This window comes from Achromobacter deleyi (assembly GCF_013116765.2).
Taxonomy (GTDB): domain Bacteria; phylum Pseudomonadota; class Gammaproteobacteria; order Burkholderiales; family Burkholderiaceae_B; genus Achromobacter; species Achromobacter deleyi_A.
On sequence record NZ_CP074375.1, the window covers coordinates 4523858 to 4548590 of the forward strand.

The 24733-nt window shown below is 66.8% G+C and carries 22 protein-coding genes; 9 read left to right on the forward strand and 13 right to left on the reverse strand.

Annotation, left to right across the window (positions count from 1 at the left end; translation table 11 throughout):
- Positions 1-126: 126 nt before the first annotated feature.
- Together HLG70_RS20360 and HLG70_RS20365 are read left to right on the forward strand one after the other, a co-directional pair.
- Positions 127-339 carry a DUF1059 domain-containing protein gene (locus HLG70_RS20360; RefSeq protein WP_171666511.1) on the forward strand — a complete coding sequence of 71 codons (213 nt, stop codon included), beginning with the start codon at positions 127-129 and terminating at the stop codon, positions 337-339.
- 367 nt (positions 340-706) lie between these two features.
- Positions 707-1486, forward strand: a complete 780-nt coding sequence (locus tag HLG70_RS20365) for a Sir2 family NAD-dependent protein deacetylase (protein WP_171666509.1) — start codon at positions 707-709, stop codon at positions 1484-1486.
- Positions 1487-1502: 16 nt separating this feature from the next.
- On the opposite strand, the gene HLG70_RS20370 is transcribed toward HLG70_RS20365, so the two are convergent.
- Together HLG70_RS20370 and HLG70_RS20375 are read right to left on the reverse strand one after the other, a co-directional pair.
- Positions 1503-2555 carry a helix-turn-helix transcriptional regulator gene (locus tag HLG70_RS20370; protein ID WP_171666507.1) on the reverse strand — a complete coding sequence of 351 codons (1053 nt, stop codon included), beginning with the start codon at positions 2553-2555 and terminating at the stop codon, positions 1503-1505.
- 172 nt (positions 2556-2727) lie between these two features.
- Positions 2728-4221: an EAL domain-containing protein gene (locus HLG70_RS20375; protein ID WP_171666505.1), complete on the reverse strand. Its 1494-nt coding sequence runs from the start codon at positions 4219-4221 to the stop codon at positions 2728-2730.
- On the opposite strand from HLG70_RS20375, the gene HLG70_RS20380 reads away from it, so the two are divergent.
- Positions 4220-4405: a hypothetical protein gene (locus tag HLG70_RS20380; RefSeq protein WP_171666503.1), complete on the forward strand. Its 186-nt coding sequence runs from the start codon at positions 4220-4222 to the stop codon at positions 4403-4405. The two genes, HLG70_RS20375 and HLG70_RS20380, sit on opposite strands and share 2 nt — an antisense overlap.
- Here HLG70_RS20380 and HLG70_RS20385 read toward each other — a convergent pair.
- Positions 4396-5445: an ornithine cyclodeaminase gene (locus tag HLG70_RS20385; RefSeq protein WP_171666501.1), complete on the reverse strand. Its 1050-nt coding sequence runs from the start codon at positions 5443-5445 to the stop codon at positions 4396-4398. The two genes, HLG70_RS20380 and HLG70_RS20385, sit on opposite strands and share 10 nt — an antisense overlap.
- Before the next feature lie 124 nt (positions 5446-5569).
- On the opposite strand from HLG70_RS20385, the gene HLG70_RS20390 reads away from it, so the two are divergent.
- The 3 genes from HLG70_RS20390 to HLG70_RS20400 all read left to right on the forward strand — a co-directional run bounded on the left by HLG70_RS20390 (position 5570) and on the right by HLG70_RS20400 (position 8747).
- Positions 5570-5995, forward strand: a complete 426-nt coding sequence (locus HLG70_RS20390; RefSeq protein WP_171666499.1) for an Lrp/AsnC family transcriptional regulator — start codon at positions 5570-5572, stop codon at positions 5993-5995.
- A 267-nt stretch (positions 5996-6262) separates the two neighbouring features.
- On the forward strand, positions 6263-7732 hold the full coding sequence (gene hydA / locus HLG70_RS20395; RefSeq protein ID WP_171666497.1) for a dihydropyrimidinase: 1470 nt from the start codon (positions 6263-6265) through the stop codon (positions 7730-7732).
- 82 nt (positions 7733-7814) lie between these two features.
- The gene (locus HLG70_RS20400; RefSeq protein ID WP_171666611.1) at positions 7815-8747 is read left to right on the forward strand and encodes an N-carbamoyl-D-amino-acid hydrolase; all 933 of its coding nucleotides are present in this window, start codon (positions 7815-7817) and stop codon (positions 8745-8747) included.
- Here the strand turns inward: HLG70_RS20400 and HLG70_RS20405 are convergent.
- Complete coding sequence (locus HLG70_RS20405; RefSeq protein WP_171666495.1) at positions 8744-9700, reverse strand: LysR family transcriptional regulator; 957 nt, start codon at positions 9698-9700, stop codon at positions 8744-8746. The genes HLG70_RS20400 and HLG70_RS20405 overlap by 4 nt on opposite strands.
- Positions 9701-9777: 77 nt before the next feature.
- Here HLG70_RS20405 and HLG70_RS20410 point away from each other — a divergent pair, with 77 nt between their 5' ends.
- Positions 9778-10437 carry an aspartate/glutamate racemase family protein gene (locus tag HLG70_RS20410; RefSeq protein ID WP_171666493.1) on the forward strand — a complete coding sequence of 220 codons (660 nt, stop codon included), beginning with the start codon at positions 9778-9780 and terminating at the stop codon, positions 10435-10437.
- A 35-nt stretch (positions 10438-10472) separates the two neighbouring features.
- Here the strand turns inward: HLG70_RS20410 and HLG70_RS20415 are convergent, their stop codons facing one another.
- The 5 genes from HLG70_RS20415 to HLG70_RS20435 all read right to left on the reverse strand — a co-directional run bounded on the left by HLG70_RS20415 (position 10473) and on the right by HLG70_RS20435 (position 17233).
- Positions 10473-12233: an ABC transporter ATP-binding protein gene (locus HLG70_RS20415; protein ID WP_171666491.1), complete on the reverse strand. Its 1761-nt coding sequence runs from the start codon at positions 12231-12233 to the stop codon at positions 10473-10475.
- 11 nt (positions 12234-12244) lie between these two features.
- Complete coding sequence (locus HLG70_RS20420) at positions 12245-13699, reverse strand: amidohydrolase family protein (RefSeq protein WP_171666489.1); 1455 nt, start codon at positions 13697-13699, stop codon at positions 12245-12247.
- A gap of 67 nt (positions 13700-13766) precedes the next feature.
- Positions 13767-15344, reverse strand: a complete 1578-nt coding sequence (locus HLG70_RS20425) for an ABC transporter substrate-binding protein (protein ID WP_171666487.1) — start codon at positions 15342-15344, stop codon at positions 13767-13769.
- Between the two features lie 48 nt (positions 15345-15392).
- Entirely contained in the window at positions 15393-16298 is a 906-nt protein-coding gene (locus tag HLG70_RS20430) for an ABC transporter permease (RefSeq protein WP_234103150.1), read from the reverse strand.
- Positions 16295-17233, reverse strand: a complete 939-nt coding sequence (locus HLG70_RS20435) for an ABC transporter permease (RefSeq protein ID WP_171666485.1) — start codon at positions 17231-17233, stop codon at positions 16295-16297. The genes HLG70_RS20430 and HLG70_RS20435 overlap by 4 nt, the downstream gene beginning before the upstream one ends.
- Positions 17234-17645: 412 nt before the next feature.
- Here HLG70_RS20435 and HLG70_RS20440 point away from each other — a divergent pair, with 412 nt between their 5' ends.
- Positions 17646-18611: an ornithine cyclodeaminase family protein gene (locus HLG70_RS20440; RefSeq protein WP_171666483.1), complete on the forward strand. Its 966-nt coding sequence runs from the start codon at positions 17646-17648 to the stop codon at positions 18609-18611.
- A 17-nt stretch (positions 18612-18628) separates the two neighbouring features.
- On the opposite strand, the gene HLG70_RS20445 is transcribed toward HLG70_RS20440, so the two are convergent.
- On the reverse strand, positions 18629-19477 hold the full coding sequence (locus HLG70_RS20445) for a LysR family transcriptional regulator (RefSeq protein ID WP_171666481.1): 849 nt from the start codon (positions 19475-19477) through the stop codon (positions 18629-18631).
- A gap of 97 nt (positions 19478-19574) precedes the next feature.
- On the opposite strand from HLG70_RS20445, the gene HLG70_RS20450 reads away from it, so the two are divergent.
- Positions 19575-20798: an MFS transporter gene (locus HLG70_RS20450; protein ID WP_171666479.1), complete on the forward strand. Its 1224-nt coding sequence runs from the start codon at positions 19575-19577 to the stop codon at positions 20796-20798.
- A 149-nt stretch (positions 20799-20947) separates the two neighbouring features.
- Here HLG70_RS20450 and HLG70_RS20455 read toward each other — a convergent pair whose 3' ends face one another.
- From HLG70_RS20455 to HLG70_RS20465, 3 genes are read right to left on the reverse strand one after another with little or no spacing between them, the layout of a single operon-like run.
- On the reverse strand, positions 20948-22369 hold the full coding sequence (locus HLG70_RS20455) for an aldehyde dehydrogenase family protein (protein WP_171666477.1): 1422 nt from the start codon (positions 22367-22369) through the stop codon (positions 20948-20950).
- The gene (locus HLG70_RS20460) at positions 22366-23454 is read right to left on the reverse strand and encodes an alcohol dehydrogenase (RefSeq protein WP_171666475.1); all 1089 of its coding nucleotides are present in this window, start codon (positions 23452-23454) and stop codon (positions 22366-22368) included. The genes HLG70_RS20455 and HLG70_RS20460 overlap by 4 nt, the downstream gene beginning before the upstream one ends.
- Positions 23451-24677, reverse strand: a complete 1227-nt coding sequence (locus HLG70_RS20465) for an ABC transporter substrate-binding protein (protein WP_171666473.1) — start codon at positions 24675-24677, stop codon at positions 23451-23453. The genes HLG70_RS20460 and HLG70_RS20465 overlap by 4 nt, the downstream gene beginning before the upstream one ends.
- Positions 24678-24733 lie beyond the last annotated feature (56 nt).

Here is a 24733-nt window from a genome sequence, read left to right on the forward strand (position 1 = left end):
GGCCGGGCGGACCTATACTTTGTCTATCACCGGCCGCGACGCGCCGTCGCGGCCGGTGCATTCCGCGCTGCGCGTCGGATGTTCAATCACGCAAAGCCCCCTCCGGGCATGCGCAGGGAGAACCACATGACACGCAAATACATCGATTGCCGCGAATATCCCAGCGAGATGAACTGTTCGGTGGCCCTGTCCGCCGACTCGGACGACGAACTGCTGGAAGCCGCCGTCCAACACGCGACGGCGGTACACAAGCACAGTGACTCGCCCGAACTGCGCACACAGCTGAAATCCCTGTTCCACGAGGGCACGCCGCCCGCCGACGCGCCCAGACGCGGCTGATTCCACCAGCGCAGATCGCGTGCCGCCGCCAGGTCGCCGGGCTTTCCGCCGGCGACCTCGCGGCCGCCACGCCTGGTTTGCCCCAGGCGTGGCATATCGCACTACTGAATGATTCGGACATTATCTGGGCGAATCTCCGGGCAGCCTCCAAAGCGGTTTTCTGGTTATTCAACCCGGTTTTGTCCGAATACAGTTTCAAAATGCAGTCTGATTCAGCAAATGGAACAGACATGCCTGGTTTGTTTAACAGCGGTACACGCGATTTTGAAAACACCCAGCGCACTGGCGCCGGGCGGCTCAATATCAATCTGAATGCATCGCGCCGCCGGAAGCAGAATCAGCAATTGCCTATTTTCCGGCGGTGCGCATGAAGCCGCGCAAACTGCATTTGCCCGACTCGCTGCTGCACTCGGTGCGCGCCGCCCGCAATATCGTCGTGCTGACGGGATCGGGCCTGAATCCGGGCAGCCGGCTGCCCGTGAGCCGCGATGGCTTGCGCGGCCTGTGGGCCCATTTCGACGCAGAGGCGCTTGCCTCCGAAGACGGATTCCTGCGGGATCCCGCGCTGGTATGGGCCTGGCACGAGGAACGGCGGCGCCGGATGCTGCTGGCGGCGCCCAATGCTGCGCACCGCGCCATCGCGACGCTTGCCTCCCGGGTGCCCGACACGTTCGTGGTGACGCAGAATGGCGATACGCTGCACGAGCGCGCGGGCAGTCCGCGCATCCTGCATATGCAGGGCAGACTGGACCAGCCATGGTGTTCCGCCTGCGGGGTGCCTCACACGCTGGCCACCGCTCCCGTCAAGGCTTCGAGGCGGGATCCGCTGCCGCCGCCCCCCTCATGCCGCATCTGCGGCGGCCTGGTGCGGCCCGGCAGGCTTTGGCATGGGGAGCCGCCGATGCCCGACGTCTGGCGCATCGCCAAGGGGCTGGTGGCCAACGCCGACCTGCTGATGGCGGTCGGCACGTCCTGCCTGACGCCGGCCGCCGCCGAGCTGTGCTACGAGGCCATGGCGAACGGCGCCGAACTCGTCCAGATCAACCCGAATCCGACCGCGCTGGACCGGGTGGCCAGCCACAACGTCAAGGGAGCCGCCGCGAAAGTCCTGCCCATGCTGCTGACCCGCGCATGGCCGGGAGAATAAGCCCGTCGCCGCCACGCTACAGATAGCGCCGGGCAAGCTGCCGCGCCTCTTCCACGAAGCGTTCCCGGATGTCCTCGGGCTCCAGCACTTCGATAGAGGAAGCGTGCCCGTGCAGCAGCTGCCACAGCATCACGGACGGCCGGACGGTGGCCGTCAGGATAAAACCCTCCTCGCCCTCCTGGACGCTCTGGTCCGCCGACAGCCAGAACTCGCGCAGCGGGTGGCGCCGCCGCCGGCCGTCCTCGGCCAGGGGTTCCGCGGCAAACAGCTTGATGCGGGTTTCGTCGCCAGGATGGAAATTCAAGGCTTCCTCGCGCCGCACATATTCCTCCAGATCGAAAGAGGGATCCGGATCCGCCCCTTCGTCCAACATCAGGACCTCGGACAGCCGGTCCATGCGGAACAGGAAGCGCCTGCCCGGCAGGCGCGCGCCCCATGCCACCATGTACAGCACGCCGGCCCGGTCCACCAGCGCCAGGGGCGTCATCACATAAAGGCGTTCCCCCGGCGTCTTCTCGCCGAACGGCGTGTTGCGAAACGACAGTTTGCGGTTGTAGTACAGCGCACCGCTGACCTGCCGATAGACCTCGGACGACACCTTCGGCAGCACGGTGGGATGGGTGCCGTCGATGCGCAGGATCTTGCGGGACCATTCATGCGCCGGGCCTATCGCGGGTTGCGCGTGGTGCGCTTCCAGATAGCGGCGCGCTCCTTCGAACGTGGCCGACAGGTCATCCAGCACGACGGTGGGCAGGTGACGGTCCGCCACCTCCTTGAGCGCGCACATCGCCATCGCCATGTGCGCATTCATGTTCCGGATATGAAAATCGGTGCGCTCAATGGTGCGATACCAGAGCTTGCCGCGCGTGGCGCCGAAACTGCCCACGCTGTCGAGCTTGAGCAAGGTGCGCCGGATCTGCTTGTCGTCGGGAACCGGCCTTTGCAGCGCCGCCAGTTTTTCGCGTATTTCCGACATGCCCATGCCTATGCCCATGCCGTCGGCCTCTTCGTCCTCTACATAAGGCAGGATTCTCAGCAGATTGTCGATCAGCGCTTGATTTTTTCCCATGGCGATTACAGCAAATTAACCCGTTAAATAACGCAGGCATTCTATCTTTAAATGGGATTCATATTAATGATCGCATTGCGGATACTACCCGTGCAAAACCAGGCCATTTATTGCACATTATGTCGCCCGCGCCGGGAAAATAATAACCACGCAGCGACAGGGTTTATTTTCATTAATCCAGCGCGATATCGCCGATGGGCACCGGCCGCCCCAGCAGCCAGCCCTGGCCAATGGCGGCGGGCTGGCGGGCCAGCAGGTACAGGGCCTGCTCCTCGGTTTCTATGCCCTCGATGATCAGGCTGATGCGCAGTTCGCGAGAGATATCAATGACATGATCAATGATGAGCGCGCCGGCCTCTTCGGCGCCGATGGCGCGCGTGAATCGGCGGTCCAGCTTGATCGCGTCGGCCTGCATTTCGGCCAGGTAGTTCAGGTTTGAATGACCGGTGCCGAAATCGTCGATGAACACCTTGAACCCCGCGGCGCGCAGCACCTTGACCATAGCCAGGACATGGCCATCGGACAAGGGCGTGTCCTCGGTGATTTCCAGCGCAACGTTGGTGGGCGACAGGCCCCGTTCGCTGACGGCGTCCATCAGGAAATTCCTGTACTCCGCATCCTTCAGGTCAGCCGCCGACACATTGATGCTGACGTAAAGCGCAGGATTCTCCCGCAACCGGCCGTGCAGGTCGCGCAGGGCCTGCGAGGTCACCTGGCGCGACAGGTCGCGACCCAGCCCCATCGCCTCGGCCAGCGGCACGAAGATGCTGGGCGACACGTCCTGGCCGCCGCGGGACCGCCAGCGGGCCAGGGCTTCAAAGCCCGCCAGCCGGCGCGTCGCAAGCTGGCGCAAGGGCTGGTAATGGACCTGTATGTCGCCACCGAGAATGGCCTTGCGCAATTCGGTCTTGGCGCTGCCGGCGTGCAGGCGCCACATGACGCACAGGCCCGCCAGAAAAGCCAGGGCCAAGGCGCCCACCACCGACAGCACCATCGCGGGCAGCCCGAACCAGGCATCGGACCTGACACGCGACACCACGCACAGGTCCGGTTCCGTATCGGGCGTACACGCCCACGCCCGCCGTTCGGACGCCAGGCTGGCGCCGGAGCGTCCGTCTTGCGATGGCAGCTCCAAATCATGCGTCCGGCCGAAGCGCCGGAACACGTGAGCGCCGTCGCGCGTCACGAGCTTGGCGTCGATGCCGGAACCCGGCTCCGGAAAACCGTCGAAGGCCCCCGGCGCGGCAAATACCACGACGTCGCCGTACGCCGCCATGTCTCCGGTGATCCGGCGGTCCACGATATTGGCCTCGCCCACCCATACCTGGAGGCCGTCGCGCAGGCTGAACGCCGCCGGGGGCAATTGATACCCATCCGGCAGTTCACCCCAGGCCGCGGAGCACATCAGCATGCCGTCCTGGATGCGGCCGATATCCCTGAAGAAGGTGGAATTGAAGAGCAGCACCCGCAGGGTGGCCACATCCGACTCCGAGCACAGCGCGGCCGCGTGCGTCGCCGCGGCCATCAGCCGCTGGCTTTCGTGGGATACCCGCAGCGCGTGGGCCAGCAGCCGGGAATTGTGCCCGGCAAGCTTGTCGTCGACCTGGTTGAGCTCGATCTGGCGCCCGGCCAGCACGCCCGCCAGGAACCCCAACGCCGACATCATGAAGACAAAAGCCGCTATTCTGAAACGTGACATGGGGACCGGTGACACACTGGCGGCGCGCTACAAGGGAATTCTGCGCGTAAGGCAATGTAACCGGAACTTTCATTTCCTTGAAGAAAAAAAACGTCCGATCCTTCAGGCCGGACGTTTTTTTTGCGGATCGCGCCTGGAAGGCTATTTCTGAACCAGGGCGTGCCGACCGGTCTGGGCGGTGCGCACCACATTGAACAGATCCTTCGGGTCCTGCAATGCCGGCGCCACTTCGATGCGGGTGCCGATGCCGTGCGCGGCCGCGCAATCGCGCAACCAGCGCAAGGCCGAAAAATCTTCCAGCGCAAAGCCCACCGAATCGAAGATCGTCACTTCGCCCGCGCTCCGGCGTCCCGCGGCCTGGCCCGTCAGGACGCGCCACAGCTCGGTGACCGGGAAGTCGGCCGGCATCTGCTGCAGGTCGCCTTCGATCCGCGTCTGCGGCTCATATTCCACAAACACCGGACCCGCCCGCAACACGTCGGCATGCAGTTCGGTCTTGCCCGGGCAATCGCCGCCCAGCGCGTTGATGTGCATCCCCGGCTCGATCATGTCGCCGGTCAGGATGGTGGCGTAGGCCTTGTCGGCCGTGACCGTGGTGACGATGTCCACGCCCTTGACGGCGCTGGCGGCGTCGTCAAAGCGCACGATGCGCAAGCCCGGCACGGACGCCAGGTTGCTTTCCAGCTTGCGGGTCGCATCCTGATCCACGTCGTAGACGTGCAGGGTATCGACGCCGAGAATGTAGTGAAAGGCCAGCGCCTGGAACTCGGCCTGGGCGCCGTTGCCGATAAGCGCCATGGTGCGCGAATCGGGACGGGCAAGGGCGCGCGCGGCCAGCGCGGAGGTCACGGCGGTGCGCAGCGCGGTCGTCAGCGTCAGCTCGCTGATCAGCAGCGGTTCGCCGGTGCTGACCCGCGCCAGGGCGCCGAAAGCCATCACGGTGGAAAGGCCGGCCAGCGGGTTATCGGGGTGGCCGTTGACGAACTTGAAGCTGTAGAGCTCGTTGTCGGCGGTGGGCATCAGTTCGATGACGCCGGTGGAGGAATGGCTGGCTACGCGTGCGCACTTGTCGAATTCCTGCCATCGCAGAAAGTCGGCCAGCACATAGTCCAGCAGGTCGGTGCAGGCCTTGCGCGGCCCCTGCAAGGCCACGATGGTCGCCACGTCCGAAGTCGTCAGCAGTGTCGTCAATTTTTTCTCCCCAAGTTATGGAACAGAAATTCTGGCGGACGGCAAAGCCAATTCATAGTGACAACAATCCACACGAAACGCTAAGATTCTGGCATTCTGACAGCGCTAAATAGCACTTTTCACAATGGATACGCTAGATCAGAACCTGCTCGGTCTGTTGCGCGCCAACGCCCGCCTCTCGGTTGCCACGCTGGCAAAAAAACTGGACGTCTCGCGCGGCACCATCGATAACCGCATCCAGAAGCTGGAAGAGCGGGGCATCATCGTCGGCTACACCGTGCGCCTGCGCCCGGACGTCGAGACCGACGACATCGTCGCCTGGATGAGCATCGCCGTCGAAGGCCACGAGACCCGCAAGATCGTCAACCTGCTGATGGGCGAGCCCAGCGTGGCGGGCTTGCACGACACCAACGGCCGCTGGGACCTGCTGGCCGAATTGCGCGTTCCCACCATTGAACAGCTGTCCGAAGTGCTGGACCGGCTGCGCACGCTCAAGGGAATTTCAGCCACCGAAACCAGCATCCACCTGAAGACCTTCAAGGCCTTCTGAGCGCGGGCGGCGCGGGGAAACCCGATATAAAACTTTGCATAGCGTCCATGATCCAGCGTTATGCGTGGCGCCCCGGGGGCATCCGGGCCCCAGGTAAATAGCCAGTCGAATCAGGGATTTAGCGGGAACCGCGGCGCATGGCGCCGCGCGTCGCGCGGCCCCGCGCCGCGGTATCGGATTTCCCCGTACGCATGCATGCTTGCACCTTCAGCCAGGCACGCCGCAAGGCGCGCCGTGGCGTGCAAACCCATTGCGTTCAGATAATCCATGACAGACTTCGACCTGACCCTGCACAACGGCCGCATTGTCACGGCCGATGCCGATTTCGTCGGCGACATCGGCATCGTGGACGGCGTCATCGCCGCGGTTGCGGCCAAACTGCCGCCAGGCAGGCGCGCCATCGACGCCACCGGCCGGCTGGTCATGCCCGGCGGCATCGACAGCCACTGCCACGTCGAACAACTGTCCAGCATGGGCGTGCTGTGCGCGGACGACTGGCACAGCGCATCGGTATCGGCGGCTTATGGCGGCAACACCACCATCGTGCCGTTCGCGGCCCAGCACCGCGGGCAGTCCCTGCGCCAGGTGGCCGACGCCTATGCCGCCTCGGCCGCCGAGAAGTCCGTGATCGACTACAGCTACCACCTGATCATCTCGGACCCGACACCGGAAACGCTGAACCGCGACCTGCCGGAACTGATCCGCGCCGGCATCACGTCGTTCAAGGTCTTCATGACCTACGACAAGCTCAAGCTCGACGACAAGCAGTTGCTGGACGTGTTCGCCATCGCCGCGCGCGAGGGCGCGCTGCCCATGATCCACGCCGAGAACAACGACGTGATCAGCTGGATCGCGCGCCACCTGCTGGCCGCCGGCCACACCGCGCCGAAATACCACGCCGTCAGCCATGACCCCATCGCCGAAACAGAAGCCACGCAACGCGCCATCAGCCTGGCCGCGGTGCTGGAGGTGCCGGTACTGATCGTGCACGTTTCCACCCAGGGCGGCGCGCAGGCGATCCATGCCGCGCAGACGCTGGGCGCGCCCGTGTATGGCGAGACCTGCCCGCATTACCTGCTGCTGACCGCCGAGGACATCGACATTCCCGGCGTCGAAGGCGCCAAGTTCTGCTGCAGCCCGCCGCCGCGCGATCCGGTGTCGCAACAGGCCCTGTGGCAAAGCCTGGACAGCGGCACGCTGGCGCTGCTGTCCTCCGACCATGCGCCTTATCGCTACGACGAATCCGGCAAGCTGCCCGCGGGCGACGCCACTACCTTCAAGCAGATCGCCAACGGCCTGCCCGGCCTGGAAGTGCGCATGCCGCTGCTGTACTCGGAAGGCGTGCGCACCGGCCGCCTGACCCTGCAGCAGTTTGTCGCGCTGACATCGACCAATCACGCCCGCATGTACGGCCTGTACCCGAAGAAGGGCACCCTGTCCGTGGGCGCCGACGCCGACATCGCCATCTGGGATCCGGAACGCGTCGTGACCCTGCGCGCGGACAGCCTGCACGACGCCGTGGGCTACACGCCGTACGAAGGCCGCCAGGTCACGGGCTGGCCCACCACCGTGATCAGCCGCGGCGAAGTGATCATCGACGACGGCGCGCTCAGCGCCGAACGCGGCCGGGGCAGATTCATTGCCCGCGGCCTGCCGGCCCCGCTGCAGAAGGCGCGCGAGATCAGCCCCCGCGCCGCCTTGCTGCGCAAGATTTTTCCGAACGTGATCGAGCCGTGATACGCGGCGCCATGCACTCAATCCACACCGAAAAGAACACCTGGAGATTCAAATCGTGAGCAACGCATCCCCCTCCCGCAAAATGGGCCTGGCCGTCGCCCAGATGGGCGCCGTCAATCTTGCCGACACCCGCGCGGTGGTCGTGCGCCGCCTGGTCGAGATGATGCGCGAGGCTGCCGCGCGCAAGGCGGAGTTCGTCGTGTTTCCCGAACTGGCGCTGACGACGTTCTTTCCGCGCTACTGGATGGAAGACGCCGAGGCCGTGGAGCGCTACTTCGAGAAGACCATGCCCAACGCCGACGTGCAGCCCCTGTTCGATACGGCGCGCGAGCTGGGCATCGGCTTCTATCTGGGCTATGCCGAACTGACGCCGGAAGGCCGCCAGTTCAACACCGCCATCCTGGTGGATCGCACCGCCAGGATCATCGGCAAGTACCGCAAGATCCACCTGCCGGGCCACTCGGACCACAAGGTCGACGCACCCTTCCAGCATCTGGAGAAGAAGTTCTTCGAGGTGGGCGACCTGGGCTTCGGCGTCTGGGAAACCAACGACGTCAAGATCGGCATGTGCCTGTGCAATGACCGGCGCTGGCCCGAGACCTATCGCGTCATGTCGCTGCAAAGCGCCGAACTGATCGTGCTGGGCTACAACACCCCGTCCTTGAACATCCACTGGGACGAGCCCGCGCACCTGCGCACCACGACACACGAGATCGTGCTGCAGGCCAGCGCCTACCAGAACGCGGTGTGGGTGGGCGCCGCCGCCAAGTGCGGCCATGAAGATGGCCATCACATGATCGGAAGCTCGATGATCGTGGCGCCCTCGGGCGAGATCGTGGCCCGTGCGAGCGGCGAAGAAGACGAAGTGATCACCGCGAACATCGACCTGGGCATGGGCCAGACCTTCCGCGACCACGTCTTCAACTTCGCCAAGCACCGCAGCCCGCACCACTACAAGCTCATCATCGAGCGCACCGGCGCCGGCGAGCCGCTGCCCGTGCCGGAAGTCGTCTAGGCGCGGTTGATGATTGCCTGCGTCATCGCGGGCAATTCCTTTTTGACGATCTGTGAAAACTGCGTCAGGAAGGCCTTGGCGATGGAAGGCGGAGGTTCGACCCTGGAATGAGACACGTGCACCGACAGCGCAATCGCTGGCTCGATACGCCGCACCACGATGCCGTGCATCAGCGTATCCGTCAGGCCGTACGAGTCCACCAAGGCCACACCGACGCCCTGGCGCACGAACGAGCACGCCGTCTGGGACGAGCGCACCTCGATGGCCGGATGGAACTCCCGACCCAGCCCGGACAGGTAGGTGAACAAGGTTTCGCCCAGCGGCGTATCGCGGCCGTAGCCCACCAGCATCTCGCCAGCCAGCATGGCCGGTTCGATGACGCGTTCGCGGGCAAGGCGGTGGCCGGCGGGCAGCACGCAGACGATCTCGCCTTGCGCCAGCTCGCTGGTGATCAGGTTGGGATGCTCGGGCTTGAAGGTCGAGATGGCGATGTCCGCGTGTCCCAGCAGCAGCTGGGGCAGCAGCGCATCCATGCCCAGTGGCCGATAGCGGATGCGCACGCCGGGATTGCGGGCGCAGAACTTGGCGGTGGCGGCCGGAATCAGCCATTCGCCGAAACTGGGGCTGGACACCACGCTGACCAGGCCGCCGCCGTGGCCCGCCATCCCGGCGGCCATGTCATTCAGGCGGTTGACGCCGGCCTGAATGGACTCCACCTCCTGGAACAGTTTGCGCGCTTCCTTGGTGGGATGCAGGCGGCCCTTGAACCGTTCAAACAGCGCGTAGCCCAGGCGCAGTTCAATCGACGCCAGCACGCGGCTGATGGCGGGCTGCGTGACGTGCAACAGCCGGCCCGCGGCGCTGAGCGATCCCGTGATCATGATGGCGTGGAATACCTCGATCTGCCGCAGGTTCAACGGCCCAGACCGGACCTTTCCGGGTAATTCCGACATGCTGCTTTTCTTTCCTATAGACCGGGGCGCTGCGCGGCTGCCGCCCGTGCGCCTCTTTTCAGGGATTCTACTCAATCGTGTCTACTCCTCGCATCACCCTCGTAAACCCGAACTCGCTCGTCAAGGTCACTGAAGCGATCGAACGCGCGGTCGCGCCGTACGCGCGCCTGCCGCTGGAATTCCGTTGCCTGACCTCGTCCGAAGGGCCGGCCGGCATCCAGACGCAGGCGGAAGCCGACGCCAGCATCGCGCCCATGGCGCGACTCTTCCTGCGCGAAGCCGCGGCCACCGACGCGTTCGTGGTCGCCTGCTTCAGCGACCCCGGCCTGCATGGCCTGCGCGATCTGGTCGCGGCGCCCGTGCTGGGCATCGGCGAGTGTTCCGTGTTGACGGCCATGAGCATCGCCACGCGCATCGGCGTGATCGCCATCGCCGGCGCGTCCATACCGCGCCACCTGCGCTATTTCCGCGCAATGGGCGTGGCCGACCGCATCTGCGGCGAGCTGGCCCTGAACATGAAGGTGAGCGACCTGGCCGATCCGCAGCAGGCCTTCCTGCGCATGGAGGAAGTGGGCAAGACGCTGCGCGACGCGCATGGCGCCGACGTCCTGATCATGGGATGCGCCGGCATGGCCGACTTGCGCGAGAGGCTCGAAGATGCCTGCGGCCTGCCGGTAGTCGAACCGACGCAGGCCGCCGTGGCGATGGCGGCCGGCAGGATCTTCAGCCGCAGCTGAGCCGCAGCTGAGCCGCAGCTGAGCGGCAGCGCGCCTTACGCCGCCTGCTGCACGTAGTGGCCGGCCGCGACCTGCACCAGCTCGCCCACTTGCGGGTTGTCGCCCACCTTGCGGATGGGACTGGGAATGTCGCGGGCGGCGCGCACCTGGCGCTGGTGACGGCGCGCCGGATCGGGAACCGGCACCGCCGACAGCAGACGCTGGGTATACGGATGGCGCGGCCGGTGCAGCACTTCCTGCGTGGGTCCGATCTCCACGATCTGCCCCATGTACATCACCGCGACGCGGTGGCTTACCTTCTCCACCACCGCCATGTCGTGCGAGATGAAGAGATAGGCCAAGCCCATCTCGGCCTGCAGCTCCTTCATCAGCTCCAGCACGCGCGCCTGCACCGATACGTCCAGCGCCGAGACCGGCTCGTCGGCCACGATGATCTTCGGATTCACCGACAGCGCGCGGGCGATGCACAGGCGCTGGCGCTGGCCGCCCGAGAACTGGTGCGCGTAGCGGTCCAGGAATTCTCGCGGGAGGTTGACGCGCTCCAGCAGCTGCGCCGCGCGCTCGCGGCGCTGTTCGCGGGTGTACCCGCCATGCACCTTGAGCGGCTCGCTGACCAGGTCCCAGGCGTGCAGGCGCGGATTGAGCGACGCGTACGGATCCTGGAAGATCATCTGGATATGACGCCGCATCTCCCGCATCTTGTCGGGCGTCATGTGCGTCACGTCCTGGCCGGCCAGGCGGATCGCCCCTTCGGTCGGCTGAACCAGCTTCATCAGCAGGCGGCCGGTGGTGGACTTGCCGGAACCGGACTCGCCCACCAGCGCCAGCGTTTCCCCGGCCCGCAAGGTGAACGACACGCCCTCGACCGCATGCACATTGGCCACCACCTTGCCTAAGGCGCCTGCCTTCACGGGAAAGCGCTTGGCCAGGCCGGTGACTTCCAGCACGGCGGGCCGGTCCCGCACCACGGCCTCGTCCGGCGAGCCGTCGCCCAGCTTGGGCACGGCCGCCAGCAAATCCTGGGTATAGCGCTGCCCGGGCGCCTCGAACAGCGCGACGGTCGCGTTCTCTTCGATCTTGTCGCCATGCCGCATGACCACCACACGGTCCGCGATCTCGGCGACGACGCCCATGTCGTGCGTGATGAAGAGCACCGCCATGCCGACTTCGCGCTGCAGGTCTCGGATCAGGTCGATGATCTCGGCCTGCACCGTCACGTCCAGCGCGGTGGTCGGCTCGTCGGCGATCAGCAGTTGCGGCCGGCAGGCCAGCGCCATCGCGATCATCACGCGCTGGCGCATGCCGCCGGACAGGTCGCCGGGGTATTGCGTCATGCGGCGCGCCGGCTCGGACATCTTCACCGATTCCAGCATGGCTTGCGCCTTGGTCCAGGCGGCTTCGCGCGTGATGTCCTGGTGCAGCAGGTAGACCTCGGCAAGCTGGTCGCCCACCGTCATGACCGGGTTCAGCGAGGTCATGGGCTCCTGGAAGATCATGGAGATCTCGTTGCCGCGGATCCGCCGCAGCGCCGACTCCTCCAGTTTGAACAGATCCACTTCCTGGCCCTCGCGCGGCACGAACCGGGCCGCGCCCGCCGCGATGCGCCCGCCCGCGCGCTCGATGAGACGCAGGATGGACAAGGCCGTCACCGACTTGCCCGAGCCGGACTCTCCCACCAGCGCGACGGTCTCGCCGCGGCCGATGGTGAAGTCCAGCGACTTGACGGCGCGATAGGGCTTGCCGCGCGCGCCGAATTCCACGCTCAGGCCCTCGACCGCCAGCAGAGTCTCGTTCATCAGGATCTCCCTTACGCGCGGCTGGGAAAGACGCGCGGCGACATGGCGTCGATGCCCCGGCCGGCGTAGTCGCGCTGCGACACCGTGGCGATGGTCTGCGCCTGGGCGCGTTCGACCTGCTGCATGGCGTTCTCGATATCTATGGTGAGCAGTTCGCCATTGCGCACGACCTGGGCGCCGTCCACGTATACGTCCTTGATGGCCCGGTCGCCCGCCGAATAGATCAGGCTGCGCAGCGGTTCGCGGCCCGGGCGCATGTACGGATGCGACAGGTCCACCAGCGAAAAGTCGGCCTTGCCGCCCACCGCGATCCGGCCGATGTCCTCGCGGCCCAGCATCCTGGCGCCGTTCACCGTGGCGGCATTGAACACCTCTTCGGTGGAAGCCGCGCGGAAGTGGCCCGCCTGCAGCCGGGCCACATAGCAGGCCAGACGCATTTCATCGAGCATGTTGTGCGGGAAGGTGTCGGTGCCGATGCCCACGTTGATGCCTGCCCGCAGGTAGCGGCCCAGGAACGTAAGCGCGATGCCGCGCCGCACGAACACCGTGGGACAGTGCGCCACATGCGCGCCGGAGCGCTGCAGCAGGCCGAAGTCATCGGCGTGAGGCCAGTACAGCGTGCGATGATCGTTCAGGAAAATGCCATGCCCGATGATCAGGTCGCCGTCCAGCAGGCCCTGGTCGTCCAGCCATTCGATCGGCGTGCGGCCGTGGCGGCGCGTCATCTCGGAGAACTCCACCACGCTTTGCGCGGCGTGGATCTGCATGGGGATGCCCAGGCGGCGCGCGGCGGCCTGCGCTTCCTTCAGCAGTTCCGGCGAGCAGGTGTCCACCTGCGACGGGCACAGCATGGCGCTCAGGCGGCCGCTGGGGTGCTTGACCGCGCTGTCCACCACGTCCAGCGCGGCTTCGAACGACTTGACGGCGGCGGCCTCGTTCCAGGTGTATTCCACCGAGTGGCCGTCGGTCGTGCGCCAGGCGGCGGAGCGGAACATGGGGCCCAGCACTCCCCGGATACCGGTGGCGGCCACGACGTCGGCCCAGCCCGGGCGCGGCAGCGACATGTCCACGTAGGTGGTCACGCCGCTCAGCAGCATCTCGGACACGGCCACCTGGTTGGCGTACTGCGCGGTCTCGATACCCATGCGAAAGACGGGCATGTACTCGTACAGGGAACTCTGGCCCAGCTTGTCGCTGCCCAGTTCCTCCAGCAGCCCGCGGTTGCCGGGCTCGGACGAAGGATGCGTGTGTACGTTGACCAGGCCGGGCATCGCCATCAGCCCATTGCCAGGCACGACGGTGTCGGCCGGGCCGGCGTAGCCGGTGCCGGCATGGATGACGGTGTTGCCGCGCATCACCAGGTCGGCGTTTTCGATATAGACGTGCGAACCCAGTTCCGCGTCCCAGGCCACCAGCGTGGACAGGTTCTTGAAATGGGTGATGCGGGTTTGATTGCTGTCGCTCACGGGAGGCTCTCTGTGCTGCGTAATGGGGGAAGCGGCCGCGCGGCTGCGCCGCGCGGCCGTCAGGCGTTTACTTGAAGGCGATGTCCAGGCCCTTGTAGGCCGCGGCGCCGAAGATGCCGTGCGCGCGCATCGGCTTCATGCGCGGCCCGCCCACCAGGTACAGGGAGTCGTGGTACAGCGGAATCCATGCCGCGCCGTCCGAGATCCTGGTCAGCGCCTGCGACAGGATGGCGTCGCCCTGCTTGGCATCGAGCGCCTGGCCGCCCTCGGCCAGCCATTTGTCGGTGTCCGCATCCTTCCAGTTCATGCGGTTGGGCGTGGGAACGCTGCTGGACAGGAAGTAGCTGTTCAGCGCCTCGCCCGTGCTCATGTAGCCAAAGCTCATGCTGAACTCGTCGAACTCCTGCGTGGCGAGCTTGCCCCAGGCCGAGGTCGAGTCGAACAGCTGCACGCGCAGGTCCACGCCCACTTTCTTCATGTCGCCTTGTACGGCTTCCATGATGTCCTTCCAGTAGCCCGTGATGCCGTAGTGCAGCAGGGACAGCTTCTGGCCGTCCTTGTAGCGGTAGCCGTCGGACTGCTTCTTCCAGCCGGCCTCATCCAGCAGCTTGTTGGCGGCGGCGGGGTCGTAGCGGTAGGCGTCGTTCTTGCCAGCGGGCGTGCTGGTGGCCAGCATGCTGGTGGCCGGGACGGCTTCGCCGAAGGTGATGGCTTCGGTCAGGGCCTGGCGGTTGATGGCCAGGTTGATGGCGCGGCGCACGTTCACGTCCGTGAGCATGGGCTTGTCGATCTTGAAGCCCAGGAAGAACGTCCAGTAGAACGGATCGGCCTTGCTGACGAACAGGCGCTTGTCGGCCTTCAGGTCCTTGATGGACCACTGGGGCAGGTAGCGCGACAGGTCGGCCTGGCCGCTTTGCAGCGCGGTCAGGCGGGTGCTTTCCTCGGGCACGATCTTCCAGACGATCCTGTCCACCTTGGGCGTGGGATCCTTGTAGATCGCCGGACCCCAGCTGTAGCCGGCATGCCTGGTCAGCACCACCTCGTTGCGCGGCGTCCAGCTCTGGAAGCAGTACGGTCCGGTGCCGTCGAAGGCCTTCACGCCAAAGTCCTGGCCCAGCTCCTTGACCTGGTCGATGTTGATGACCGAGTGCATGTAGTGCGCCATCTGCTGCAGCAGCTCGTTGTAGGGCTGCTTCAGCTTGTAGACCACCGTCGTATCGTCGGGGGCCGTAATGCTGTCCACGGGGCCGGCGCGCCAGCGCTCCAGGCCCTTGGTCTCGGGGTTGAGCCAGCGCTCGTAGCTGGCGACCACGTCCCTGGAGGTCATCTTCCTGCCGCTGCAGAACGTGACGTCGTCGCGCAGGCTGAAGGTGTAGGTCAGGCCATCGGGCGACACCGTCCAGCTCTTGGCCAACGCCGGCACGGGCGTCTTCATGTCGTAATCCAGGCCGACCATGGTGTCGGCGGCCATGAACAGCACTTCGGCCGCGCCGCGCGCGGTCGTGCGATGCGGATCGTATTTGTCGGTGTCCAGCTCGCGCAGGATCAGGACAGTCTTGTCGGACTGCGCGACAGCGTGGGTCGGCGCGGCCAGCAGGCAGGTCAGCGCCAGAGGCGCGGCGGCCAGGCCTTTGATGATCTTCATGAGTTCAGATTCCCCGATATGTAGTGTGTTGCCAGGCGCGGTGCCAGGTCAGAAACGCAGCTTGGGATCCAGCGCATCGCGCAGGCTGTCACCCAGCAAGTTGAAGGCGAGCACGATGAAGAAGATCGTCATCGTCGGGATGGTGGAGATGTGCGGAAAGATCTGCAGGAACTTGCGGCCGTCGGCGGCCATGCTGCCCAGTTCCGCGAACGGCGGCTGCGGACCCAGGCCCAGGAACGACAGCACCGAGCCCAGCAGGATGGTGTGGCCCAGCTGCAGGGTGGCGTAGATCATCAGCATCGACGAGCAATTGGGCAACAGGTAGCGCGTGATCAGGTAGAAGTTGCCAAAGCCCATGGCATGGCCGGCTTCCATGTACTCCTGCTTCATCACCACCATCGCGGAACCTCGCGCGATGCGCGCCATGCCGGGTATCGCGGACACGCCCAGCGCCAGCACCATGGACAGCGTGCCCGGGCCGAGCAGCGCCGACAGGCTCAGGCCGAACAGGATCGCGGGAAACGACAGCAGCACGTCCACCACGCGCATGATCACGCCTTCCAGCGGACGGTAGTAAGCGGCCAGGATGCCCAGGATGGCGCCGATGCCCGAGCCGCCGATCACCGCCAGCACGCTCAGCATCAGCGTGGCGCGGATGCCGTAGATGATGCGCGACAGGATGTCGCGGCCCTGCACGTCCGTGCCCAGGAAGTAGGTGATGCCGTCCGCTGACATCCAGCCCGGCGTCTTGCGGGCAATCGACATGTTGGTGGAGTAGGGATCGTGCGGCGCGAGCCAGGGCGCGAACAGCGCGGTCAGCACGATGGCGATCACCGCCAGCAGCGACAGCAGCAGGATGGGATCGCGGCGCAGGCGGGCCCCGATGCGCGCCAGCGGCGTCGCCATGGCCTGCGGCGGCAGGCCGCCCAAAGAAGTCGTCGTCCCTGCGCTCATGATTTTTGTCCTCGCGGATCCAGGTAGCCGTAGAGCAGATCCACGATCAGGTTGATGACGATGAAGCCCAGCGCGGTCACCAGGATCGCGCCCTGGGCCAGCGGGAAGTCGCCGGCGAAGATGGCGCCCACCGCCATGCGGCCCACGCCCGGCCAGGAATAGATCTGTTCGGTCACCACCGCGCCGCCCAGCAGATTGCCCACTTGCAGGCCCACCAGCGTCACGATAGGCAGCAGCGCGTTGCGCAGCGCATGGCGCAGGACCACGCGGCTCTCGCCCGCGCCCTTGGCCCTTGCCGTGCGCACGTAGTCGCCGCTAAGGGTTTCGATCACGGCGGTGCGCGTGATGCGCGCGACCGGTCCGATCAGGACGGAACCCAGCGTCAGGGCGGGCAGGGCGATGGACTCGAGTCCGGCCAGTGTCCACAGCGGGCCGTTGCGGCCGATGTAAGGCAGGATGCCGGCGCCTCCCACATGCTGCACCAGCAGCAGGCCCACCCAGAACACCGGCAGCGACACGCCCACGACCGACAGCGTCATCACGAAGCGGTCTATCAGCCTGCCCCGGCGGTAGGCGGCCAGCGTGCCCAGCAGGATGGCCAGCGGAATCGACCAGATCACGCTGGCCAGCATCAGCTCCACGGTGGCGCCGATGGTGCTGCCGATCTCGTCGATCACCGGCACGTTGGAGATCATCGACCGGCCCAGGTCCAGATGCAGCAGACGCCACATGTATGCCGTCAACTGGTAGGCCAGCGGCTTGTCCAGGCCCAGCTCCTGACGCACTTCGGCCAGTTCGTCCGCCGTCGCGGTCGGTCCGGCGATGACGGCGGCAGGGTCGGCCGGCGCTACTTGCAGCAGCACGAAGCACACCACCACCACGCCCAGCAGGACGGGCAGCGAGATATAGAGGCGGTTGAGGAGTTGCCGGATCATGCGGTGCGCGCTCCGTTCACGGGACGGAGCCCGCCGGCGTGGCATCCCGGCTGGGGCCGTCCTTTGGCGGGGTGAACTGAACTCGGCATAACGCAACCTCTCTTTATGCGCCCAGGCGCTTACGGTGGTCGAAGAATGCCAGCGCGAATTGCCCCCGTGGACCCAGGGAAATCCACTATGGGGGCACTTGGGCGCGCGCCGGCAGCGTCGCCGCAAGCGATTGATAGAAAAGGGATTTACGGAATTTTGAAAGTGCGCGTTGCACGCACCCGATAACGGGGCGTTATGACGCCTGCGCAAAGATTGATAGACCGCGGCGGGCCGGCGCGAACCCTGGGACGCGCCGCGCCGCCGGCGCTGCTAGACTGCCTGTGGCCCTTTGATTGACCGACCCACCCCAGGCAACGATCCGATGCGCTTTATCGACACAGAACAAACCCGCGACGCCCTGTCCTTCGACACCGTCATCCCCGCCCTGCGGGACGCGTTCCGCGACGGCGCCACCGTGCCCGCGCGCCATGTCCACGCCATCCAGTCCGGCAATGCCCACGGCACCTCGCTGATCATGCCGGCCTGGAGCGAGCGCGGCTATTTCGGCGTCAAGATCATCAACATCTTTCCCGACAACACGCACCAGGGCCTGCCGGGCCTGCATGCCACCTACAACCTGTACAGCGCCACCACCGGCGTGCCGATCGCGCAAGTGGACGGCGACATCGTCACCGTCTACCGCACGGCCGGCGCGGCGGCGCTGGGCGCGGACTACCTGGCCCGCGCCGACGCCAGCACGCTGCTGATCGTCGGGTCCGGCCGCATCGCCGGCCTGGTCGCGCAAGCCATGCGCACCGTGCGTCCCATCCAGCGCGTGCTGGTGTGGAACCTGCGGCCGGCGGGCGCCGACGCGCTGGCCGAACGTCTGCGCGAGCAGGGCTTTGACGCCCAGGCCGTGACCGACCTCGAAGCCGCCACCCGCCAGGCCGACATCGTCAGCTGCGCCACCTTGTCCACCGAACCCCTGATCCAGGGCGCCTGGCTGCGGCCGGGCACGCACCTGGACCTGATCGGCAGCTTCAAGCCGGAAATGCGCGAGACCGATACCGCCTGCTTCGACGGCACCACCGTCTACGTCGACACCGACGAAGCGCCCACCAAGTCGGGCGATCTGCTGTCGGCGTTCGAAGCCGGCGTGCTGACGCGCGAAGGCATCCAGGGCAACTTGCACCAATTGGCCGCGGGCGAGCGCCCCGGCCGGCGCAATGACCACGAGATCACGGTGTTCAAGGCCGTGGGCAGCGCGCTGGAAGACCTGACGCTGGCCACCCTGGTGTACGAATCGGTCAGGGACTCGGCCGCCTCCGCCCTGACCGCCCGCGCCTGATCTGGCGCGGGCGACGTTCAGCCCCCGGCCAGCTCCGCCGGCAGATGCTCGCGCATGATCTCGATGAAGCGCCGCAGGCGCGCCGGCTGGAACCGCGACGGCGCATACACCAGGAAAACGGGCAGGGGATCCGCCCGCCACTGCGGCGCCAGATGCACCAGGCGTCCGGCGGCCAGATCGTCCGTCATGGCCCAGGCCGATCCCAGCGCCACGCCCAGGCCCAGCACGGCGGCGTTGCGCAGCGCGTGCAGGCCGTCGGTGGACAGGCGCGGCTGGATGCCGAAGCGCCCCGTCTCGCCCGTGCCGCAATGCGTCAGGCTCACTTCGGTGCGGTAAAAGGTGCGCAGCGCCAGCCAGGGCAGGTGCGCCAGCGCGGGCGGGTCCTGCGGCACGGGCGCGCCTTGCAGCAGGGCTGGCGAGGCGACGACGATACGCGGCACTTCGCCCAGCTTCACGGCGATCACCGACGGATCCGTCACGGCGCCGACCCGGATCGCGCAATCGACGTTCTCGGCGATCAGATCGGGCATGCGGTCGTGCAGCAGCCATTCCACGCGCATGACGGGCTCATCGCCCGCGCCGCGCACCTCGCTTTCGAACGACTGCCAGGTGGCGATCAGCTCCTTGCCGCGTTCATAGCAGCGCTGGCCGTCTTCGGTCAGCCGGATGGCGTGGGTGGACCGTTGCAGCAGACGCACGCCCAGGGTGCGCTCAAGCAATTGCAGCCGGCGGCTGACGGTCGGCTGCGTGCCGCCCATCTGGGCGGCCGCCGCGGACAAGCTGCCGGCCTCGACGATACGCACGAACGTTTCGATCAGCAGCATGCGGTCGGTGCCGGCCGCGGCGGTCAGGGCGGATGTGGTCATACGCCTATCGTATAACGGATGTACCCGGCCGCCGGCTACCAAACCAGGGGGAGGAAGCCCAGAATCTGCCCCGTACAAGAGCTACCGGATACTCCTCATGCCATCCCCCACTACCCATCCATCCCTGTCGCGCGGCCTGGTCTTCCTGCTTGCCACCGGCGCCGGCCTGGGCGTCGCGTCCCTTTATTACAGCCAGCCCATGCTGGGCGTGCTGGGCGCCGACATCCACGCCAGCCCCGAAACCCTGGGGTGGATCCCCACGCTGACTCAGCTTGGCTACGCCTTCGGCATCCTGATGCTGGCGCCGCTGGGCGACCGCTATGACCGCAAGCGCATCATCCTGATCAAGGCCTTCATCCTGAGCCTGGCGCTGCTGCTGGCTGGCGCATCGCCCACCATTGGCCTGCTGCTGGCCGCCAGTTTCGCGATCGGCCTGTCCGCCACCCTGGCGCAGGACATCGTGCCGGCTGCCGCGCATCTGGCGCCGGCCGAGCAGCGCGGCAAGATCGTCGGCACGGTCATGACCGGCCTGTTGCTGGGCATCCTGCTGTCGCGGGTGGTCAGCGGCTTCGTGGCGGAACAGTTCGGCTGGCGCATGATGTTCGTGGCGGCGGCCGCCAGCATCGTGGCGCTGGGCGCGGCGCTGTGGCGCGGCCTGCCGCGGTTCGTGCCGACCACGCGGCTGGCCTATGGCGCGCTGCTGGGTTCGCTGCTGACCCTGTGGCGCGAGCATCCCGGGCTGCGCCGCGCCGCCACGGCGCAAGGCCTGCTGTCGCTGGGCTTCAGCGCCTTCTGGTCCACGCTGGCGGTGATGCTGCATGGCGCGCCCTTCCACCTGGGCGCGGGAGCGGCCGGCGCGTTTGGCCTGGCAGGCGCAGCCGGCGCACTGGCCGCGCCGCTGGCCGGCCGGGTAGCCGACACGCGCGGCCCCCTGGCCGTCGCCAGCCTGGGCGCCGGACTGACCATGGTGTCGTTCGCCGCCATGCTCTTCCTGCCGCTGCTGTCGCCGCATGCCGCGTTGTGGCTGATCGCCGGCAGCGCGATCGGCTTTGACCTGGGCATCCAGACCTCGCTGATCGCGCACCAGAGCATCGTCTACGGCATCGACCCCGCCGCCCGCAGCCGGCTCAACGCCATCCTGATGACGGGCGTGTTCGTCGGCATGGCCGCCGGCGGCGCGCTGGGCAGCCTGGCGCTGGCCAACTGGGGCTGGACCGGCGTCACCCTGGTGGCGACGGGCGCGGCGGCCGCGGCGCTGGCCCTGCGCCTGTGGCCCGGCACGCGCAACCGCAATGGCGACGCCCGCCGCTACGCCGCCTGAGGCCTAGGGCCTGTTCACACTAAAAGGAGCCTCGCATGAGTACCCAAATAAGTGACTATCGAGGCGCGAAGCGCAGCCGTGGCGGGACCACGGCGAGCATTCGCAACGCTGAGAGGCGCTTATTTGGGTACTCACCCTTCGGGCAGGCCCTAGACCGGCACCGACACCGTCTGCACGTTGGTGTACTCCAGCAGTCCGTCCAGGGCGTTCTCCACGCCCACGCCGGACTGCTTGTGGCCGCCAAATGGCACGTTGGGCGACATGACGTGGATATGGTTGATCCACACCGTGCCGGTTTCCAGCCGCCGGGCAACCGACTGCGCCAGGGCCACGTCCCTGGACCAGACCGAGCCGCCCAGGCCGTACTCGGTATCGTTGGCGCGGTGGATCACCTCGTCGATGTCGCGGTATTTCAGCAATGGCAGCACCGGACCGAAGGCTTCCTCCACCACGCTGCGCGCATCGTCGGGCGGATTGTCCAGAATGGTGACGGGCACGAAATAGCCCTTGCCCTCGGGCACCTCGCCCCCGGTCAGAAAGCGCACGCCGGTGCGGTGCGCATCGGCGATCAGGTCCTTCACGCGTTCGAACTGCACGCGGTTCTGGATCGGGCCCAGCCCCGTGCCGGGCTCGGCGCCGTCGCCCACCACCACATCCGCGGCGTAGCCCGCCAGCGCGTCGGCGAACGCGTCATAGATGGATTCATGCACGTACAGGCGCTTGGTCGCCAGGCAGTACTGCGACGAATTGCGGAACGCGCCCCAGAACAGCTTGGCCGCCGTCTCCTTTACGTCGACATCGGGCAACACGATGGCGGCGTCGTTGCCGCCCAGTTCCAGGGTGACGCGCTTGAGCCGGCTCGAGGCGCTTTGCATCACGCGCCGCCCGGTGACCGTGGACCCCGTGAAGGCGATCTTGGCTATCCCCGGATGCTCCGTCAGCCACGGCCCCAGGCGGTCGCCTCCGCTGATCACGTTCAGCACACCGGGTGGCACCAGGTCGCGGAACAGTTCGCCCATCTTCAAAGAAGTCAGCGGCGTGTAGGGCGAGGGCTTGAGCACCACCGTATTGCCGGCCAGCAGCGCCGGCGCGATCTTCCAGATGGCGAGCGTCATCGGGAAGTTCCACGGCGCAATCGCCGCCACCACCCCGATCGGCACGCGCCGCGTTTCGAAAAGATGGCCGGCGCCGTCGTCGTAGCGCTCGACCGGTAGTTCCCGCGCGGCGAACTCGCGCAGCCACACGACGCAGCGGCCGACCTCGGCGCGCGCGTCGGCATGCGGCTTGCCCTGCTCGCGCGTCAACAGGCGCATGAACCCGTCCGCATTGGCCTCCAGGCGATCGGCCATGTCGCGCAGCGCCGCCTGGCGCTGCGCGATGGGGCGGTCGCGCCAGGGCCCGAACGCGGAGCGGGCCGCGGCGATCGCGGCGTTCAACTGGTCCAGCGACGCGTCGGGCGCGGCCGCGATGCGCGCTTCGGTGGCGGGATTGAGCACGTCGAACGTCTGCGAGGAAGTCTCCCCGCGGCCGTTCAGCGTCATTGTGTAATCGCTATCCAGATTCAAGGTCATGATTGAGATGCCTGTGCAAGAGTGGCCGGGGAGGGGCTGAGCAGCAAACGGCCGACCACGCGGCCCGCCGCCAGGTCGGCCAGCGCGGACTGCGCGCCGTCCAGGCAGCGGCAGGCCGTGGGTATGGCGCGGGGCTTGCGTTCGCGGACCAGCGTCATCAGCGCGCGGAGCTCTTCCAGATTGCCGATATAGGATCCTTCGATGCTGATGGCGCGCATGGGCACCAGCGCAGGCGACAAGGACAACTCGCCGCCAAACAGGCCCACCAGAATGAGCTGGCCGCCCTTGGTCAGCAGATCCATGCCTTGCTGCACCGTGCGGGCCGCGCCCACGCAATCGATGACCGCCCACACCGCGCCCGCCGCCCGCCTGGCCTCGTCGAGCACGGTGTCGGCATTGGCGTCGACCGCGGCGTGCGCGCCCGCGGCCAGCGCCGCGGCCCGGCGCGCGCCGTCGGGTTCCAGCACGACGACATTGGGGCAGCCCAGCGCGCGCAGCAGCGTCACGCACATCAGGCCCAGGCCGCCGGCGCCGATCACCACCACCGATTCCTCCGCCAGCACCTCCGGCGGAATCTTGCGGATGGCGCCATAGGTGGTGAGGCCCGAACACGCATAGGGTGCGGCCTGCTCGGGCCGCAGGTCGCCGATGCCGACCAGGTAGCGCGCGTCCGGCACCATGATGTGGTCGCTATAGCCGCCCGGCTGGAAGATTCCGAGAAAGCGCGGCGCGGCGCAGAGATTCTCGCGCCCCCGGCGGCAGACCTTGCATTCCCCGCAGCCTATCCATGGGTACACCAGGAAGCGTTGTCCCGGCAGCAGGTCCGGCGGCGCATCGGGACCGGCCGCCAGCACCTCGCCCACGGTCTCGTGGCCCAGCGTCAGCGGCAGCGTCACCCCGCGTTGCTCCATGCGCAGGCGCTTATCGCCGCCCAGGTCGTACGACCCTTCCCAGGTATGGATATCGGTGTGGCACACGCCCGCCGCCAGCACCCGCAGCAGCACCTGGCCGCCGGCGGGAACCGGGGTAGGGCGGTCCGCGCGCGTCAGCGCTTCGCCGAAGGCCGTGACCTCGTAGCTGATCATTCGGCGCCTCCCGACTTCGCCAGCGCGCAGCCGCCCTTGTCCAATGGACGGAAGGCCACATCGCCGGGAATCACCGCGACCTGCTTGTACAGATCCCATTCGCCCCTGGAGTCCGCCGGCGCCTTCACTTGGAACAGGTACATGTCGCGCACCACGCGCCCGTCCACGCGCAGTTTTCCGTTCTTCGTCATGAAGTCATTGATGGGCGTCTCGCGCATCCTGGCCATGACGGCGTCGGCGTCCTTCGTGCCGGCGGCCTTCACCGCGTTCAGATAGTGCGTGACCGCGCCATAGGTGCCGGCCTGGGTCATGGTGGGTTTGCGGCCGACCTTGTCCTGGAAGCGCTGCGACCAGGCGCGCGTGGCGTCGGTCTGGTCCCAGTAGAAGGCCTCGGTCAGCAACAGGCCCTGGCCCAGCTGGAGGCCGATGGATTTCACGTCGGACAGAAAGGCCAGCAGCGCCACCAGTTTTTGCGAGCTGCCCGGACGCCCGATGCCGAAGTCCGCCGCCTGCTTGATGGCGCTGATCACGTCATTGCCGCCCAGCGCCAGGCCGATGACGCCCGCCTTGGAGCTTTGCGCCTGCAGCAGGTAAGAACTGAAATCGGGCGTGTTCAGCGGCGACCGTACGGCGCCCAGCACCTTGCCGCCGTTCCGTTCGATGACGGCCGAGGCGTCCCCCTGCAGGGCGTAGCCAAAGGAATAGTCCGCCGTCATGAAGAACCAGTTCTTGCCCCCCTGTTCGGTCACCGCCGCGCCCGTGCCGTTGGCCAGCGCGTAGGTGTCGTAGGTCCAGTGGACGGTATAGGGCGAACATGCCTTGCCCGTGAGTTCCGAGGTGGACGCGCTGGTCACCATGACGACCTTCTTCTTTTCACGCCCCAGTTCACTGATGGCCAGCGCCAGCGCGGACGTGGGCAGGTCGGTGATCATGTCCACGCCGTCCTGGTCGAACCAGCGCCGCGCCGCGGCGCTGGCCACGTCGACCTTGTTCTGGCCATCGGTGAACACGACTTCCACTGGCTTGCCCAGCACCGAACCGCCAAAGTCCTGCACCGCCATGCGCGCGGCCTCCACCAGGCCCTTGCCGCCTATGTCGGAATACGCCGAACTCATGTCGGCCATGATGCCTATCTTCACGGGGCCCGCCGCGGTCTGGGCCTGCGCGCCGCTTGCGGCCAGGGCCGCGCCCGCCAGCGCGAGCGTCAGTTTCAGGATTGCCATGGACTTGTCTCCGTTATCGGTTTACGCCGTCTTTGCGGCGGTTTGTGTATTGCTCC

What these genes read in the sequence shown, in the direction of transcription:
- HLG70_RS20445 (WP_171666481.1), bottom strand. Translation starts at nt 19,477, where the DNA reads ATGACCACATCCGCCCTGACCGCCGCGGCCGGCACCGACCGCATGCTG.
- HLG70_RS20415 (WP_171666491.1), bottom strand. Translation starts at nt 12,233, where the DNA reads ATGAACGAGACTCTGCTGGCGGTCGAGGGCCTGAGCGTGGAATTCGGC.
- HLG70_RS20430 (WP_234103150.1), bottom strand. Translation starts at nt 16,298, where the DNA reads ATGAGCGCAGGGACGACGACTTCTTTGGGCGGCCTGCCGCCGCAGGCC.
- HLG70_RS20440 (WP_171666483.1), top strand. Translation starts at nt 17,646, where the DNA reads ATGCGCTTTATCGACACAGAACAAACCCGCGACGCCCTGTCCTTCGAC.
- HLG70_RS20400 (WP_171666611.1), top strand. Translation starts at nt 7,815, where the DNA reads ATGGGCCTGGCCGTCGCCCAGATGGGCGCCGTCAATCTTGCCGACACC.
- HLG70_RS20380 (WP_171666503.1), top strand. Translation starts at nt 4,220, where the DNA reads ATGAAGACAAAAGCCGCTATTCTGAAACGTGACATGGGGACCGGTGAC.
- HLG70_RS20455 (WP_171666477.1), bottom strand. Translation starts at nt 22,369, where the DNA reads ATGACCTTGAATCTGGATAGCGATTACACAATGACGCTGAACGGCCGC.
- HLG70_RS20435 (WP_171666485.1), bottom strand. Translation starts at nt 17,233, where the DNA reads ATGATCCGGCAACTCCTCAACCGCCTCTATATCTCGCTGCCCGTCCTG.
- HLG70_RS20375 (WP_171666505.1), bottom strand. Translation starts at nt 4,221, where the DNA reads ATGATGTCGGCGTTGGGGTTCCTGGCGGGCGTGCTGGCCGGGCGCCAG.
- HLG70_RS20465 (WP_171666473.1), bottom strand. Translation starts at nt 24,677, where the DNA reads ATGGCAATCCTGAAACTGACGCTCGCGCTGGCGGGCGCGGCCCTGGCC.
- HLG70_RS20390 (WP_171666499.1), top strand. Translation starts at nt 5,570, where the DNA reads ATGGATACGCTAGATCAGAACCTGCTCGGTCTGTTGCGCGCCAACGCC.
- HLG70_RS20365 (WP_171666509.1), top strand. Translation starts at nt 707, where the DNA reads ATGAAGCCGCGCAAACTGCATTTGCCCGACTCGCTGCTGCACTCGGTG.
- hydA (WP_171666497.1), top strand. Translation starts at nt 6,263, where the DNA reads ATGACAGACTTCGACCTGACCCTGCACAACGGCCGCATTGTCACGGCC.
- HLG70_RS20360 (WP_171666511.1), top strand. Translation starts at nt 127, where the DNA reads ATGACACGCAAATACATCGATTGCCGCGAATATCCCAGCGAGATGAAC.
- HLG70_RS20460 (WP_171666475.1), bottom strand. Translation starts at nt 23,454, where the DNA reads ATGATCAGCTACGAGGTCACGGCCTTCGGCGAAGCGCTGACGCGCGCG.
- HLG70_RS20370 (WP_171666507.1), bottom strand. Translation starts at nt 2,555, where the DNA reads ATGGGAAAAAATCAAGCGCTGATCGACAATCTGCTGAGAATCCTGCCT.
- HLG70_RS20425 (WP_171666487.1), bottom strand. Translation starts at nt 15,344, where the DNA reads ATGAAGATCATCAAAGGCCTGGCCGCCGCGCCTCTGGCGCTGACCTGC.
- HLG70_RS20450 (WP_171666479.1), top strand. Translation starts at nt 19,575, where the DNA reads ATGCCATCCCCCACTACCCATCCATCCCTGTCGCGCGGCCTGGTCTTC.
- HLG70_RS20405 (WP_171666495.1), bottom strand. Translation starts at nt 9,700, where the DNA reads ATGTCGGAATTACCCGGAAAGGTCCGGTCTGGGCCGTTGAACCTGCGG.